General features: G+C 72.5%; 11 protein-coding genes. 2 read left to right on the forward strand and 9 right to left on the reverse strand.

Annotated elements, in window-relative coordinates; translation table 11 throughout:
* Positions 1 to 75 precede the first annotated feature (75 nt).
* The 4 genes from AC4OXY_RS21625 to AC4OXY_RS21640 all read right to left on the reverse strand — a co-directional run bounded on the left by AC4OXY_RS21625 (position 76) and on the right by AC4OXY_RS21640 (position 7190).
* Positions 76 to 2382: a xanthine dehydrogenase family protein molybdopterin-binding subunit gene (locus AC4OXY_RS21625; protein ID WP_491994456.1), complete on the reverse strand. Its 2307-nt coding sequence runs from the start codon at positions 2380 to 2382 to the stop codon at positions 76 to 78.
* Complete coding sequence (locus AC4OXY_RS21630; protein WP_491994457.1) at positions 2379 to 4415, reverse strand: (2Fe-2S)-binding protein; 2037 nt, start codon at positions 4413 to 4415, stop codon at positions 2379 to 2381. Before AC4OXY_RS21630 ends, AC4OXY_RS21625 begins: the two co-directional genes overlap by 4 nt.
* Complete coding sequence (locus AC4OXY_RS21635; protein WP_356036908.1) at positions 4412 to 5305, reverse strand: FAD binding domain-containing protein; 894 nt, start codon at positions 5303 to 5305, stop codon at positions 4412 to 4414. Before AC4OXY_RS21635 ends, AC4OXY_RS21630 begins: the two co-directional genes overlap by 4 nt.
* Before the next feature lie 250 nt (positions 5306 to 5555).
* On the reverse strand, positions 5556 to 7190 hold the full coding sequence (locus tag AC4OXY_RS21640) for a beta-N-acetylhexosaminidase (protein ID WP_491994458.1): 1635 nt from the start codon (positions 7188 to 7190) through the stop codon (positions 5556 to 5558).
* Between the two features lie 106 nt (positions 7191 to 7296).
* Between AC4OXY_RS21640 and AC4OXY_RS21645 the strand changes: the two genes are divergently transcribed.
* Entirely contained in the window at positions 7297 to 7509 is a 213-nt protein-coding gene (locus tag AC4OXY_RS21645; RefSeq protein WP_376286119.1) for a hypothetical protein, read from the forward strand.
* A gap of 146 nt (positions 7510 to 7655) precedes the next feature.
* Here AC4OXY_RS21645 and AC4OXY_RS21650 read toward each other — a convergent pair whose 3' ends face one another.
* Together AC4OXY_RS21650 and AC4OXY_RS21655 are read right to left on the reverse strand one after the other, a co-directional pair.
* Entirely contained in the window at positions 7656 to 7943 is a 288-nt protein-coding gene (locus AC4OXY_RS21650) for a DUF3039 domain-containing protein (protein ID WP_356031622.1), read from the reverse strand.
* Positions 7944 to 7972: 29 nt separating this feature from the next.
* Positions 7973 to 8545 carry a YqgE/AlgH family protein gene (locus AC4OXY_RS21655; protein WP_362693203.1) on the reverse strand — a complete coding sequence of 191 codons (573 nt, stop codon included), beginning with the start codon at positions 8543 to 8545 and terminating at the stop codon, positions 7973 to 7975.
* 334 nt (positions 8546 to 8879) lie between these two features.
* On the opposite strand from AC4OXY_RS21655, the gene murA reads away from it, so the two are divergent.
* On the forward strand, positions 8880 to 10226 hold the full coding sequence (gene murA, locus AC4OXY_RS21660) for a UDP-N-acetylglucosamine 1-carboxyvinyltransferase (RefSeq protein ID WP_356031626.1): 1347 nt from the start codon (positions 8880 to 8882) through the stop codon (positions 10224 to 10226).
* Between the two features lie 213 nt (positions 10227 to 10439).
* Here murA and AC4OXY_RS21665 read toward each other — a convergent pair whose 3' ends face one another.
* The 3 genes from AC4OXY_RS21665 to AC4OXY_RS21675 all read right to left on the reverse strand — a co-directional run bounded on the left by AC4OXY_RS21665 (position 10440) and on the right by AC4OXY_RS21675 (position 15242).
* The gene (locus tag AC4OXY_RS21665; protein WP_023550134.1) at positions 10440 to 10721 is read right to left on the reverse strand and encodes an HU family DNA-binding protein; all 282 of its coding nucleotides are present in this window, start codon (positions 10719 to 10721) and stop codon (positions 10440 to 10442) included.
* Positions 10722 to 11068: 347 nt separating this feature from the next.
* On the reverse strand, positions 11069 to 12484 hold the full coding sequence (locus tag AC4OXY_RS21670) for an NAD-dependent malic enzyme (protein WP_491994459.1): 1416 nt from the start codon (positions 12482 to 12484) through the stop codon (positions 11069 to 11071).
* 355 nt (positions 12485 to 12839) lie between these two features.
* On the reverse strand, positions 12840 to 15242 hold the full coding sequence (locus AC4OXY_RS21675) for a HelD family protein (protein WP_402066097.1): 2403 nt from the start codon (positions 15240 to 15242) through the stop codon (positions 12840 to 12842).
* Between the last annotated feature and the right edge of the window lie 73 nt (positions 15243 to 15315).

Consider the following 15315-nt stretch of genomic DNA (forward strand, 5'->3'; position numbering starts at 1 on the left):
GCGGGCCGCCATCACGCCCGTGGCGACGGCCATCCCGTCGATCACCCGGGGCCGCCGGTCATCCGGTACCGCCGCTCAGCGGTCCGTCGCCACCGCCGCCTGCGGGCGGATCGGGAGGCGGTTGACGGGGCGGCCGGTGGCCGCGCGGACGGCGGAGGCGATCGCCGCCGGCGCCGTCACGACCGGGACCGCGCTGACCGACTTGGCGCCGAAGGGCGCGACCACGTCCCGCTCCTCGACCAGCTTCACGATCTGGATGTCCGGCACGTCCAGGGCGGTCGGCAGGGCGTATCCGGTCAGGTCCGGGTGCCGGACCAGGCCACGCGGCGTGCGGAGGTTCTCCGTGAGCGCGATGCCCACGCCCTGGGTGACGCCCGCCTCGATCCGGGCCGCCAGTTGCGCCGGGTTCAGGATCCGGCCGACGTCCTGGGCGAGCGCCAGCTCCACCACCCGCACCGAGCCCAGCTCGATGTCGACGTCCACCACCGCGCGGATCGCGCAGAAGGCCAGTCCGACGAAGGCGTCGCCCTGGCCGGCGGCGTTCAGCGGCTCGGTGGGATGCGGGCGGCACTGCGCCGTGGCCCACAGCTCCTTGCCCTCCATCGCCTCCGTGACGGTGGTCGACAGGACGCCGTCGTACGACGTGATCTTGCCGTCGGTGATCTGGAGCAGCTCGGTGGACATGCCGAACTTGTGGGCGAGCGGCTGGAGGAGTTGCGTGCGGACCATCTTCGCCGCCCGCTCCACCGCGCCGCCCGAGACCCACGTGTGCCGGCCCCGGCAGCCCGCGCCGGCCGGCGGCTGGTCGGTGTCGACCGGGGCCACATGGACTTCCTGGACACCGAGGGTCTCCTGGACGATCTGGCGGGCGAGGGTCGTGAAGCCCTGGCCGGTCTCCACCGCCGCGCACAGCACCGTCGCCACACCGTCGTGGACCTTCACCGTCGCCGTGGACACCTCGTCGGCGCCCTCCGCGCCGAGCATGTGCACCATGCCCAGGCCGTAGCCGACGCCCCGGCGCACCGCGTCCGGCTCGCCCGCGCCCTCGGGGCCGCCGGGCAGCAGCCAGTCCTCCTCGGGCTCGTCCTTGGGCAGCGCCGGGAGCGGGAAGTCCCGTACCGCCTGGAGGAGTTCGGCGACCGGCGCCGGACAGGTCACCGTCTGGCCGATCGGCAGGACGTCCCCCGTCGCGAGGACGTTGCGCAGGCGCAGCTCGGCCGGGTCCACGCCCAGCTTCTTCGCCAGCTTGTCCATCTGGGCCTCGTAGGCGGCGCACACCTGCATCGCGCCCTCACCGCGCACATGGCCGGAGGGCGGGTTGTTGGTGCGTACGGCCCAGCCCTCGATGAAGGCGTTCGGGACGACGTACGGGCCGCACGCGAAGGACACGGCGGCGGCGAGGGAGTCGGCGGAGGTGTCGGCGTACGCGCCCGCGTCCAGCAGGATCTGCGCCTCGACCTTCACCAGCCTGCCCTCGGCGTCGGCGTGGTGGCGGTAGCGCAGCAGGGTGGGGTGGCGGTGGGTGTGGCCGAGGAAGGACTCCTCGCGCGTGGCCGTGAGTTTCACCGGGCAGCCGGTCCTGAGCGCGAGCAGGCCGAGCGGGAGCTGGAAGCCCTGGTCCTCGCGGTCGGCGGTGGCGCCCGGCACCCCGGTGACGACGATCTTCACCCGATCGGGGGACAGGCCGTAGCAGGCCGCGGCGGTGTTGCGGTCGGCGTGCGGGTCGGTGGAGCCCAGGTACAGCTCCACGCCGCCGTCGGGACGGGGCACGGCGAGGCCGGCCTCGGCGCCGATGGGGGCCGGGTCCTGGCGCCCTATGCGGTACAGGCCCTCGACCACGATCTCGCCGGTGGCCTCCGGGTCGCCGTGGTGCAGCGGGATGTGCCGGATCAAGTTGCCGTCGGGGTGCAGCGGTTCGGCCTCGAAGGCCTGCTCCGGGTCGGTGACCGGATCGAGTACTTCGTACTCGACGATGACGGCGGCGGCGGCCATCCGCGCGGTGTCGGGGTGGTCGGCGGCGACGGCGGCGATGGGCTCCCCGTGGTGGCGTACGACCTCGGAGGCGAACACCGGGCGGTCGGGGGTGCCCCGGCCGTGGCGCGGGGTGCCGGGCACGTCCTCGTGCGTGATGACGGCGCGTACGCCGGGCATCTCACGCGCGTGCGTGGTGTCGATGTTCACGATGCGCGCGTGCGCGTGCGGCGAGCGCAGGACGGCCGCCCACAACAGCCCCTCGGCCCAAAGGTCCGCGGCGTACGGGAAGGTGCCCTCGGTCTTGGCGCGGGCGTCGGCGTGCGTCAGGGACGCGCCGAGGCCGTGCGACGGCTCGTCCTCGGCGTCGGGTTCCGCGGCGGTGGGCGCCGTGGCCGCTTCGTTGCTCACACCTGGCCTCCGTCCTGACCGTAGTGCTGGTCGTGCGTGCCGTGCGGGTCGTACGAACCCTGCGGTCCCGGTGTGCCGTACGGAGGCGTGCCGTACGCGTCCGCCGTGTCGCCGTAGCCGTCGTGGCCGTGCTGGCCGTCCGCTGCGCCGTGGCCGGTCCGCGGTGGGTCGAACGCGCCGGGTGCCTCGAACGCCGACGGGTGGACGCCGCCCGCGCCGGGGCCCGCCTGGTGCGGGATGCGCGCCTCGTCCGCGTCCGTTCCGTCGCCGGCCGGGGCGTGTGCCGCCTCGCGCTCGGCGACGACGTCCCGGACGGCCCGCAGGACGCCCCGGTAGCCGGAGCAGCGGCACAGGTTGCCGCACAGCGCCTGCCGGGTCTCCAGCTCGGTCGGCGCGGGGTTGCCCTCCAGCAGGTCGTGCACGGTCATCGCCATGCCGGGCACGCAGAAACCGCACTGCACGGCGCCGCACCGGGCGAGCGCGCGCTGCACGTCGGAGGGCCGCCCGTCGGCGGCGAGGCCCTCGACGGTGCGCACCTCGCTGCCGGCCGCGGTGACCGCCGGGACCAGGCAGGAGGCGACCAGCCGGCCGTCGACCTGGACGTTGCAGGCCCCGCACTCTCCCTGCGAGCAGCCGTCCTTGGCGCCCGCGAGGCCGAGCCGCTCGCGCAGCACGTACAGCAGCGACTCGCCGATCCAGGCGTCGGTGACGGGACGGTCGGTGCCGTTGACGCGCAGCACGTAGGAGGCGAGGGGGTGGTCGTCGGCGGGCGGGAGCGGCGCGGCGTGCTCCTCGGCGAGGGCCGCCTCGCGCGCGGGCGCGTGGTCCTCGCCGGCGGGTTCCTCGGTGCCCTCGGTGCCCGTGTCGGGCGTGTCGTCCGTCGCCGGAACGGCGGTCCCGGGCGCGTCGGCGGCCTGGTCGTCCTCGTGGGCGGCGGTCGCCCGCGCGGCGTCCATGGCATCCACGGCGTCGGCGGCTTCCGTGGCGGGCTCGGCGGGCGCTGTCGCGGTCCGCCGCGCCTCGGTCGGCCTCTTGGGCTCTTCGTGGCCCGCGGGGCCGTCAGCGGGGCGCCCAGAGGCTTGCGCGGGGGCGGGAGCGTCGTGGCCGGCGTGGCCGTCCCGGCCGTTCGGGTCCGGCGCCGCCGCCGAGGCGGCCCGCGGCGCCACGGGCCCGGCGGGAGCCGGGAGTTCGGCGGGCAGGGCCGCTTCGGCGGGCTCCGCGGCAGGGGCGGCCTCGGTGAAGCCGGTGAACTCGCCGGTGCGACCGGCCTCCGGGTAACCGGCGTCCGCCCGCTCGGGCTCGGTGTGCCCCGCGTCCCGGTGTTCCGCGTGCTCCGTAGGCGCGTGACCGGCCTGCTCGTGCCCGTACCGCTCCCCGGCGTACGCCTGCGCCGGGGAACCGCCCGCCGGGTGCGCGCCGGTGTGGTCCGGCAGCGGGTGGGCGGCCGGGGGCTGCCCGCCTTCGGTGTGCTGGTCCCAGGGGCCGCCGGTGTCCTGGGTCGCCCAGGGCGCGGGCGCGCCGCCGGGCAGGGTGGCCGGCGGGGTGCCGCCGCCCCACTGCTCGACCAGGGACGACGTGGTGAACTCGCCCGATTCGTCCGGAAGATCGCCTTCGGCGACGGGGATCGACCACTGCCCGGTGACGTCGTGTCCGGGGACGGCCGGGGCGGCGGGGGCGGCGGGGTCTTCGAAGGTCCACTGCTGGGTGGCGGCGGGCTCGTAGGTGAACCGGTCGTCCCCGCCCGGCGTCCGGGGCACGGCGTTCGGGTCGGGCCACTCGGTGCCGCCCGCGGGCGCGGTCCAGGCGCCGGGCGCCGCGGCGTCGCCGGTGCCGGGGGCGACCGCGATCTGCGGCGGCACGTAGCCGTGCCCCGGCGCGGCCAGCGGGCTGTCGCCGGACAGCAGGGCGTCGATGCCGCCCTCGGGGAGCTTGACGAAGGCGGTGGCGCCGTCGTCGTAGTCGCCCTGGGGCAGCGGGTCCCAGCGGCCCCCGCCCTGGGGCGTGCCCTCTCCGTGCCGGTCGTCGGCGGTCACGACAGCGCCCTCCCCAGTGCTCGTCGGGCCAGTGCGGCGACGGTGCGCCGCAGGTGCAGTACGGCGGGCGGAAGCTCGGGCACCGAGCCGTCGGACTCCGGTGCCGGGTCCGGGATGCAGGCCGCGGCGACGTACTCGCCGAAGGCGCTGAGGGCCTCGGGCACGAGTGCGCGGTCGTTGTCCCAGTCGATGAGCTGCGCGACCCACTGCTCGGCCTCCAGCGGCCGCAGCGGCATCGGCGCTATGGCGCCGACGGCGCACCGCACTCCGCGCCGGGCGGGGTCGAGGACGAGGGCCACGGAGGCCAGCGAGCGGCCCGGTCCGGTGCGCCCGGTCGCCTTCAGGAAGACCTGCGGGGCGTGCAGCAGCGGTACGCGCACGTAGCCGATGAGTTCGCCGCCGCGCAGCATCTCCATGCCGGCCAGCAGGTGCGACACCGGGATCTCCCGGCGGGCTCCGCCCTGGCCCGCGATGATCAGCGTCGCCTCCAGGGCGGCCAGCACCGGCAGCGCGTCCCCGGTGGGGGCGGCCGAGGCGATGTTGCCGCCCAGGGTGCCGGCGTTGCGGATGTGCGGCGGGCCCGCGGCGCGCGCGGCGGCGGCGAGCGCCGGGATCAGAGCCGCGAAGTCGGGGCGGCCCATACGCGCGTGCGTGAGGCCCGCGCCGAGCAGCGCGTGGCCGTCCTGGTACTGCCAGCCGCGGATCTCGCTGATCCGCCCGAGGCCCACCAGGGCGGCGGGCCTGAGCTGGCCGGAGTTGACGGCGGCCATCAGGTCGGTGCCGCCCGCGACGGGCACGGCGGTGGGCGTGGCGCCGAGGGCCGCCACCGCCTCGTCCAGCGTCGTGGGCAGCGTGACGGCCTGCGCCGCCTGCGGTGCGTGCGTGGTCAAACCGGCTGCCCCTTCCCGCTGCCCCACCTGGTCCCACCTGTGTGGCCGTACGGTACGTGCTCACAGGGCGGACGTGGCAACTCTGGCACATCTTCGCAAGGGCCGAACGCGGGGGTCCGCTAGCAGGCACTAGGAGGCATTCGCCCATCTCAACACAGAGATGGGGTGATTTGGCGCGGCTTCCCCAATGCGCACCGATTGACACTCTTCGGTGACTCTTGGCGCGCTTTTCACCGCGTGTTCGGTACGGTCACCTGTTCGGCGGCGCCCCCTCGATCGGGCGGCCGAGGACGCCGGGGCGCTTCTGCCACGGCCGGGGCCCGGCGGGTGGCCGGTAAGCGACCCCGAGGGCGTCAAGTCGCGCGTAGTGGGCGGCCATTCGGCGTTCGAAGCCGGCGAAGTCACGTTCCCCGGGGGCGGGCAGGCTGCTCCAGGCCACCTCGGCGAAGGCCGCGAGCCGCGGGAAGGTCTGGTAGTCCACGCGCGCGGTGTCCTCCAGCACCTCGGTCCAGACGTTGGCCTGGGTGCCCAGCACATGCCGTGCCTCGGCCTCGCTCAGCCCGTCCGGAACCGGTTCGAACCGGTAGACGTCCTCCAGGGTGCGTACGAAGCCGATCGGCACCGGCTCGTCCTCGCCCGGAGCCTGACGATGGTCCAGATACACGTACTGCTCGGGGCACATGACGACGTCGTGGCCGGCCCGCGCGGCCGCGATCCCGCCGCCGTAGCCGCGCCAGGAGGACACCGCGGCGCCCTCGGCGAGCCCGCCCTCCAGGATCTCGTCCCAGCCGATCAGCCGCCGCCCGCGCGCGGAGAGCCAGGCGTCGAAGTGCCCGATGAACCACGACTGCAACGCGTCCTCGTCGGTGAGTCCGAGATCCGTGATCCGGTTCTTCGCGGTGACCGACTCGGTCCACTGCTCCTTGCGGCATTCGTCGCCGCCGATGTGCACGAACGGCGAGAAGTGCGCAGCGTCGGCCGGGAACAGCTCCAGGACCTCCTCCAGCACCCCCTCGTAGAAGCGCAGCGTGTTGTCAGTGGGGGCGAGTACGTTGGGCGAGATCCCCCAGTTGTCGAGGACGGTGAGGGCGGTGGTGTCGATGACGTCGGCGTTGCCGAGTTCCGGGTACGCGGCGATGGCGGCCTGCGAGTGGCCCGGTACGTCGATTTCCGGGACGACGGCGATATGCCGTTCGGCGGCGTAGGCGACGATCTCCCGGATGTCGTCCTGGGTGTAGTAACCGCCGTGCGGCTTCTCCTCCCACAACGGGGAGGCCCGGTGACCGAATTTCGACCGCGTCCGCCAGGAGCCGGTCTCGGTCAGCTTCGGGTAGCGCTTGATCTCGATGCGCCAGCCCTGGTCGTCGGTCAGATGGAAGTGGAAGACGTTGAGTTTGTGCGCGGCCATCAGGTCGAGATAGCGCAGCACGCCTTCCTTGGGCATGAAGTGCCGTGCGACGTCGAGGAGAAGACCGCGCCAGCGGAATCGCGGGCTGTCCTCGACGGTGACGGCGGGCACGTCCCAGACCCGGTCACGCCGCAGCGGCGCCCGCCGGAAGGCGTCGGCGCCGAGCAGCTGACGCAGGGTCTGGGCACCCCAGAAGACTCCGGCGGGGCTGCCGCCCTCGATACGGAAGGGCTGCGTGTCGGTGACGAGGCGGTAGCCCTCGGGCGGCAGGCCGGGATCGATACCCAGCACGATCCGGTTCGGGCGCACGGAGTCCTCCGGCAGCGGCAGTCCGGTCGCCGCGCCCACGGCGGCCCGCAGCCAGCGCGCGGTGCCCTCCGCGCCGGGCAGGGTCTGCAGTGCCGTGCCGGCGTCCACGCGCGCGTGACCGGAGGCGTTCCGGGCGATGCTCGCGGGTGCGGGAATCACATCAACCATCTCAGTCCTTTACCGCTCCGCCCGGTCCGGAGACCGGACGTCGCTGTACGAGTACGAAGGAGAACACCGGCAGGGCCGTCGGCAGGGTCGCTGCGAGGGGGCGCCGATGGTGAAGGACTTGGCGAACAGGAAGCCGTTCCATGCCGAGATGGAAGCGGAATCTGTTGCCGAAATAGCGGTCGAATTCTCGCTGCCCGAACACCCGCCGGGAGGAAGAGATCGGGAGCGTGAGTCAAGGGGCGCGGGCTGTATCGCCATCACCGGCGGAGCCGAACTCCATGGAGTGATCCTCCGAGCTTCGTTGCAGCATACGCAATGAACATTTCGCCCTGCACAACAAGCTTGAAGGCTAAGGACAACGGGGACATGCCGACAAGAGGTCTCCACCACTTCGTGACACGCGAAAGCCCTCGGGGCGCGCCGAGAACGCGCCCCGAGGGCTCTGGAAACCTCAGGCGGTGGGGACTACTTCTTGTCGCCGCCCTTGCCCTTGTCGTCGCCGCCGCTGCCCATGGACTCGTAGATCTCCTTGCACATGGGACACACGGGGTACTTCTTCGGGTCGCGGCCGGGCACCCACACCTTGCCGCACAGCGCCACGACGGGGGTGCCGTCGAGGGCGCTCGCCATGATCTTGTCCTTCTGGACGTAGTGGGCGAAGCGCTCGTGGTCGCCGTCGCCGTGGGACACCTGTGGTGTCGGCTCTACGAGGGTCCCCGTACCAGCCCCGGGCTCGGGCTCAAGAGTGCTCATACCGCCCAGGGTACTGAAGCTCACACCCATCAGTTGAGCGAAGGGTCGTCCGGATACGTGGCCACCATCGCCAGTTCGTTGCGCTGGCGGCGCAGCACCTCGCGCCACAGCCGCTCCGGGGCCGGCGAGGAGACGTCCCCGGGCTCGGACTCGACCACGTACCAGGCGCCCTCGACCAGCTCGTCCTCCAGCTGACCCGGGCCCCAGCCCGCGTACCCGGCGAAGATTCTCAGCGAACCGAGGGCCGAGGCGAGCAGCTCCGGCGGGGCCTCCAGGTCGACCAGGCCGATCGCGCCGTGCACCCGGCGCCAGCCGAGCGGGGTGCGGTCGCCGGCCGCGCCGCCCGGGATGACCGCGACGCCGAGTGCCGAGTCCAGCGAGACGGGCCCGCCCTGGAAGACCACTCCGGGCTCGCCGGCGAGGTCCGCCCAGCCCTCCAGGATGTCGCCCACGTCCACGGGGGTGGGGCGGTTGAGGACGACACCGAGGGAGCCCTCCTCGTCGTGGTCGAGGAGGAGCACCACCGCGCGGTCGAAGTTCGGGTCCGCCAGGGCGGGTGTTGCCACGAGCAGCCGCCCTGTGAGCGAGGACACCTCGGTCATGCCAGACATGATCCCGCATCTTCGACCGGTGTGGGGAGCCGATGAGGGGCATTCAGGGGGGCGCAGCATGAATCCGATGGTGCGGCCTGCAAAGGCCTCGTTTGAGGGCGGTGGTGGGAGACGGGCGGGCGCAGGGAAGCGGGCCCGGCGCACGTGTGCCGCGGTGACCCCATGTGCCCGAAAGGGAACGGTTCGTGTTGTGACACAGCTATGACGAGTCTTGGCGGTCCTTGGGCTTACGAACGGGGGGTGATCGGCGACTACGCTGTCTCTCCCGGCCCGCGCGCAACAGTGATCGGCCGCCCCCTGCCCATCTCATCGGAACGCGAGATTCATGACCGTCAACGGCTCTGACGACGTACTGCTTGTCCACGGCGGCACCCCGCTGGAGGGCGAGATCCGTGTCCGCGGTGCGAAGAACCTCGTACCGAAGGCCATGGTCGCCGCCCTGCTGGGCAGCGGTCCGAGCCGACTGCGCAATGTTCCGGACATCCGTGACGTGCGCGTCGTGCGCGGCCTGCTCCAGCTGCACGGGGTGACGGTCCGTCCGGGCGACGAGCCCGGGGAGCTGGTCCTCGACCCGACGCACGTCGAGAGCGCCAACGTGGCCGACATCGACGCCCACGCCGGCTCCAGCCGTATCCCGATCCTCTTCTGCGGCCCGCTGCTGCACCGTCTCGGCCACGCCTTCATCCCGGGCCTCGGCGGCTGCGACATCGGCGGCCGGCCCATCGACTTCCACTTCGACGTGCTGCGGCAGTTCGGCGCGACCATCGAGAAGCGGGCGGACGGGCAGTACCTGGAGGCGCCGCAGCGGCTGCGCGGCACGAAGATCCGCCTGCCCTACCCCTCCGTGGGCGCGACCGAGCAGGTGCTGCTGACGGCCGTACTGGCCGAGGGTGTCACCGAGTTGTCCAACGCGGCCGTCGAGCCGGAGATCGAGGACCTCATCTGCGTGCTGCAGAAGATGGGCGCGATCATCGCGATGGACACCGACCGCACGATCCGCATCACCGGTGTGGACAAGCTGGGCGGATACACCCACCGCGCCCTCTCGGACCGCCTGGAGGCCGCCTCCTGGGCCTCGGCCGCGCTCGCGACCAACGGCAACATCTACGTCCGCGGCGCCCAGCAGCGCTCGATGATGACGTTCCTGAACACCTACCGGAAGGTGGGCGGCGCCTTCGAGATCGACGACGAGGGCATCCGTTTCTGGCACCCGGGCGGCCAGCTGAAGTCCATCGCGCTGGAGACGGACGTGCACCCCGGCTTCCAGACCGACTGGCAGCAGCCGCTGGTGGTGGCGCTCACCCAGGCCACGGGCCTGTCCATCATCCACGAGACGGTCTACGAGTCCCGCCTCGGTTTCACCTCGGCCCTGAACCAGATGGGCGCCCACATCCAGCTCTACCGCGAGTGCCTCGGCGGCTCCGACTGCCGCTTCGGCCAGCGCAACTTCCTGCACTCCGCGGTCGTCTCCGGCCCGACCAAGCTGCAGGGCGCCGACCTGGTCATCCCCGACCTGCGCGGCGGCTTCTCGTACCTCATCGCCGCCCTGGCCGCCGAGGGCACGTCCCGCGTCCACGGCATCGACCTCATCAACCGCGGCTACGAGAACTTCATGGAGAAGCTCGTCGAGCTGGGCGCGAAGGTCGAGCTGCCGGGCAAGGCGCTCGGCTGAGCACTGTCACGACACGACAATGGGGCGGCCCCTTGGCGAAAGGGGCCGCCCCATTGTCGTTGTCCACGCCCGCTGTGGACGCGCCCCGAAGGGGCGCGGGGCTGTGTCAATCTGCGGCTCCGCCGCGTGGGCGCGACCAGCCACAGACGACGACACTGCCCACGGCGCTCACGTCGAACGGCGCTCCGGTGGACGGCGCTCGAAGCGGAGCGCTTACTTGCCCTTGGCCGCTTCCTTGAGCTTGCTGCCCGCGGTGACCTTCACGCTGTAGCCGGCGGGGATGTTGATCGGCTCGCCGGTCTGCGGGTTGCGCGCGGTGCGAGCGGCACGGTGGGTGCGCTCGAAGGTCAGGAAGCCGGGGATGGTGACCTTCTCGTCGCCCTTGGCGACGATCTCGCCGACGGTCTCGGCGAACGCGGCCAGCACGGCGTCGGCGTCCTTGCGGGTCACCTCGGCGCGATCGGCCAGCGCGGCCACCAGCTCACTGCGGTTCATGTTGTTACTCCCGTGTTTTTCTTGCCGTTGGGGTGTGCCATGCGGCGGTGCCGCCCGAGGCACTGCGATGCCGATGCGCTCGCGCCCAGAGTGGCATCCTGCCCCTACCTGCGGCGGGAAAGCCAATCCGGCACCCGTAGGAGTCGTGAGAACACCCTGGGGAGTCACACGAAAAGCGCCCGCTCGGCGTCACCCTAGAGCGCGCCCGGCACCGGCCGGTTCCACGACGCGCCGATGCAGGGGCCGCCGTGGTGATCCTCACAGCCCCTGCACAGTACGACACGCCGTCACCGGGGCGTCGCCCGGGCGCCTTTCGGCTGTCACCCGGGCGGCCCCTGGAGCGTCGGTCAGACCGTCGCGCCCGCGGCCTTCGCCGCGTCGCGCACCGCGCCCGCGACCGCGCCCGCGACCTTGTCGTTGAAGACGCTCGGGATGATGTAGTTCGGGTTCAGCTCGTCCTCGGTCACCACGTCGGCGAGAGCCTTCGCGGCGGCGAGCATCATCTCGGCGTTGACGGTGCGGGACTGGGCGTCCAGCAGGCCGCGGAAGACACCCGGGAAGACCAGCACGTTGTTGATCTGGTTCGGGAAGTCGGAGCGGCCGGTGGCCACGACGGCGGCCGTCTGGCGGGCGACCGCCGGGTCGACCTCGGGGTCCGGGTTCGCGAGCGCGAACACGATGGCGCCGTCGGCCATGGCGGCCACGTCGTCGCCGTCGAGGACGTTCGGGGCGGAGACGCCGATGAAGACGTCGGCGCCGCGCACGGCCTCCTTCAGGGTGCCGGTCAGGCCCTCGGGGTTGGTGTTGTCGGCGATCCAGCGCAGCGCCGAGCCGGCCGGGGCGTCCACCAGGTCCGCGCGGCCGGCGTGCACGACGCCGTGGATGTCGGCGACGACGGCGTTCTTGACGCCCGCGGCGAGCAGCAGCTTGAGGATGGCCGTACCGGCCGCGCCGGCGCCGGACATGACGACCCGGATGTTCTCGATGGCCTTGTCCGCGACGCGCAGGGCGTTGGTCAGGGCGGCGAGGACGACGATCGCGGTGCCGTGCTGGTCGTCGTGGAAGACGGGGATGTCGAGGGCCTCGCGCAGGCGGGCCTCGATCTCGAAGCAGCGCGGCGCGGAGATGTCCTCCAGGTTGATGCCGGCGAAGCCGGGGGCGATCGCCTTGACGATCTCCACGATCGCGTCGGTGTCCTGGGTGTCCAGGCAGATCGGCCAGGCGTCGATGCCGGCGAAGCGCTTGAAGAGGGCCGCCTTGCCCTCCATGACGGGCAGCGCGGCCTTCGGGCCGATGTTGCCGAGGCCGAGCACGGCGGAGCCGTCCGTCACGACCGCAACGGAGTTGCGCTTGATGGTGAGGCGGCGGGCGTCCTCGGGGTTCTGGGCGATCGCCATGCAGACGCGGGCCACACCCGGCGTGTAGACCATGGACAGGTCGTCACGGTTGCGGATGGGGTGCTTGGACTGCATCTCGATCTTGCCGCCGAGGTGCATCAGGAACGTACGGTCGGAGACCTTGCCGAGGGTGACGCCCTCGATGCCCTTGAGCTTCTCGACGATCTCCTCCGCGTGGGCCGTGGAGGTGGCCGCGATGGTGACGTCGATACGGAGCTTCTCGTGGCCGGACGCGGTGACGTCGAGGCCGGTCACCGAGCCTCCGGAGGACTCCACAGCGGTGGTGAGCTGCGAGACGGCGGTTCCGCTCGCGGGCACCTCCAGCCGGATGGTCATCGAGTAGGAGACGCTGGGCGCCGTTGCCATGGCCGACTTCCTCTGCTTTCACCGTGTCGCGAGTTGTGCCGTCCGATCGTCGCACCTACCCGTGAGTACGTGATAGTCGCCTCGGATTGCGGACGTTTTGTTCATGAGCGGTGCCTGGTTTCGGAAAACCACTTCCACCATACGAGAGTTGATCGGGCAAAGAAAGAGACCCACGTCACAACTGACGTGGGTCTCTCTCACGTGTACGACACCGACCCGCCATGCTCGCCTCGCGGCAAGTGGTCGCTCGTAGCGACAAAGGTTGGGCCCGGGGGCTTGGATCGGGCCGGTGCCGTACCCAGGCTAACAAACGGATGCCCAGGGCCATTCCTCCTGCGGGGAGTTCACAGGAAAGTCAGTCCCTCAGCAGATCCGGCACACCGGCCGCGTCGGGCTCGTCCCGGTCCCCCGAGACCACCGTCAGCTGCTGGGTCGCCCTGGTCAGCGCCACGTACAGCACGCGCAGTCCGGCCGGGGACTCGTCGGCGATCTCCGCCGGCGAGACGACCACCGTCGCGTCGTACTCCAGCCCCTTGGCCTCCAGGCTGCCGAGCGCCACCACCCGGTCGCCGAGCCCGGCCAGCCAGCGCCGGGCCTCCTGGCGCCGGTTCATGGCGACGACGACGCCGACCGTGCCGTCGACCAGGTCCAGCAGCCGCTCGGCCTCCGCGCGCACGGTCCGCTCCAGGGAGTCCGGTACGACAGTGCTGTGTCCGTTGTTCGTTGTCACAAAACGCGGTTCGACACCGGTGGACCGCACGGCGGACGGCGCCTTCGAGCCGGGCATGGCGAGGGCGAGGACCCTGGCGGCCAGCTCGGCGATCTCGGCCGGGTTGCGGTAGTTCACGGTGAGCTGGAAGCGGCGCCGGGGCCGGGTGCCGAGGGCCTCGTCGCGGGCCTCGGCCGCCTCGTCCGGGTCGGACCAGGAGGACTGGGCCGGGTCCCCGACGACCGTCCAGGTGGCGTGCCGGCCGCGGCGGCCGACCATCCGCCACTGCATCGGCGTCAGGTCCTGCGCCTCGTCCACGATGACGTGCGCGTACTCGGTGCGCTCCTGGGCGAGGCGCTCGGCCCGCTCCCGCTGGCTCTCCTCGCGCACCGGCATCAGCTCCTCCAGCCCGGTGAGCTGGTCCAGCGGGTCCAGCTCGCGCTTCTTGCGGGGGCGGGCCGGGACACCGAGGATCGCCTGGAGCTCGTCCAGCAGGGCGATGTCGTGCACGGAGTGGCCGTCGCGCTTCAGGGAGCGGGCGACCTTGCGGACCTCCCCGGGGTTGAGGATCCGGCGCGCCCACCGGCCGAGCCGCTTCTCGTCGGCCATGGCGGCGAGGACCTGCCTCGGGGTCAGCTCGGGCCACCAGGCGTCGAGGAAGCCGGTGAAGGAGTCCTCGGAGGTGACGTCCTCGTCGAAGGAGGAGCGCAGCTCGGCGGCCAGCTCCGGGTCGGAGTGCCGGGCGGCCCCGCCGGACTGCGCCCACAGGGCGTCCAGCAGCAGCTTGCGGGCGCGCGGGCGCAGCAGGTTGACGGGCGCGGTGCCGCCGAGGGCGGTCCGGCGGACGCGGTCCAGCTCGGCCGCCTCCAGCTCCAGGCGCCGCCCGAAGGCGACGACGCGCAGCCGGGTGGGGGTCGCGGCCGCGGTCCACCGCCCGGTGTCCTCGTCCTCGTCGGGGGCGTCGAGGGCGAGTTGTTCCACGGGCGCGGGGGCGCCCAGCTCCAGGGCGCCCCGGGCGGCCTTCCGCAGCACCTTCAGCATCCGGTACGAACCCTTGGCGCGGGCCACGGACGGGGAGTCGTACAACGTGGCCTCGGCGCCGTCGACCAGCGAGCCGATCGCGCGGATGGCGACCTGCCCCTCCTCGCCGAGCGAGGGCAGCACGCCCTCGGTGTAGGCGACGAGCAGCGGGGTCGGCGAGACGATGAGGATGCCGCCGGAGTAGCGCCGCCGGTCCTGGTAGAGGAGATAGGCGGCCCGGTGCAGCGCGACGGCGGTCTTGCCCGTCCCCGGCCCGCCCTCCACGTAGGTGACCGAGGCGGCGGGTGCCCGGATCACGAGGTCCTGCTCGGCCTGGATGGAGGAGACGATGTCCCGCATGGTGTGGCTGCGGGCCTGGCCGAGGGCGGCCATCAGGGCGCCGTCGCCGATGACCGCCAGCTGCCGGCCGTCGAGGCGGGCGGTCAGCTCGGGCCGCATGAGGTCGTCCTCGACGCCGAGCACACGGCGCCCCTTGGACCGGATGACCCGGCGCCGCACGACCCGGCCGGGGTCGACCGGGGTGGAGCGGTAGAACGGCGCGGCGGCGGGCGCCCGCCAGTCGATGACCAGCGGCGCGTAGTCCGCGTCCAGGACGCCGATACGCCCGATGTGCAGGGTCTCGGCGATGTCGGCGGTGCCGTCCTCGCGCACGGCGCCCTCGGCCGGCTCCACCGCCGTGTAGGCCCCGTCGGGCCCCTTCTTCCCGTCCTTGCCGAGCAGGAGGTCGATCCGCCCGAAGAGGAAGTCCTCGAACTCGTTGTTGAGCCGGTTCAGGTGGATGCCGGCGCGGAAGACCTGGGCGTCGCGCTCGGCCAGCGCGCCCGGGGTGCCGACCTGGCCGCGCTGGGCCGCGTCGTTCATCAGGAACTCGGCCTCGTGGATCTTCTCCTCAAGACGCCGGTACACCCGGTCCAGGTGTTCCTGTTCGACGCTGATCTCCCGGTCACGGACGGAATCGTGTGCGCCGTGTACCGAGCCGACCGCGGACTGCTGAACCTGAGCGGCCACCGGGCCCCCTTCTGACGTGCCAAGCAGCCGTCAACCGTACGCGAAGGGGGCCCGTCAAAGCTACGGCACGGCC

The sequence above is a fragment of the Streptomyces sp. HUAS MG56 genome, from assembly GCF_058673395.1.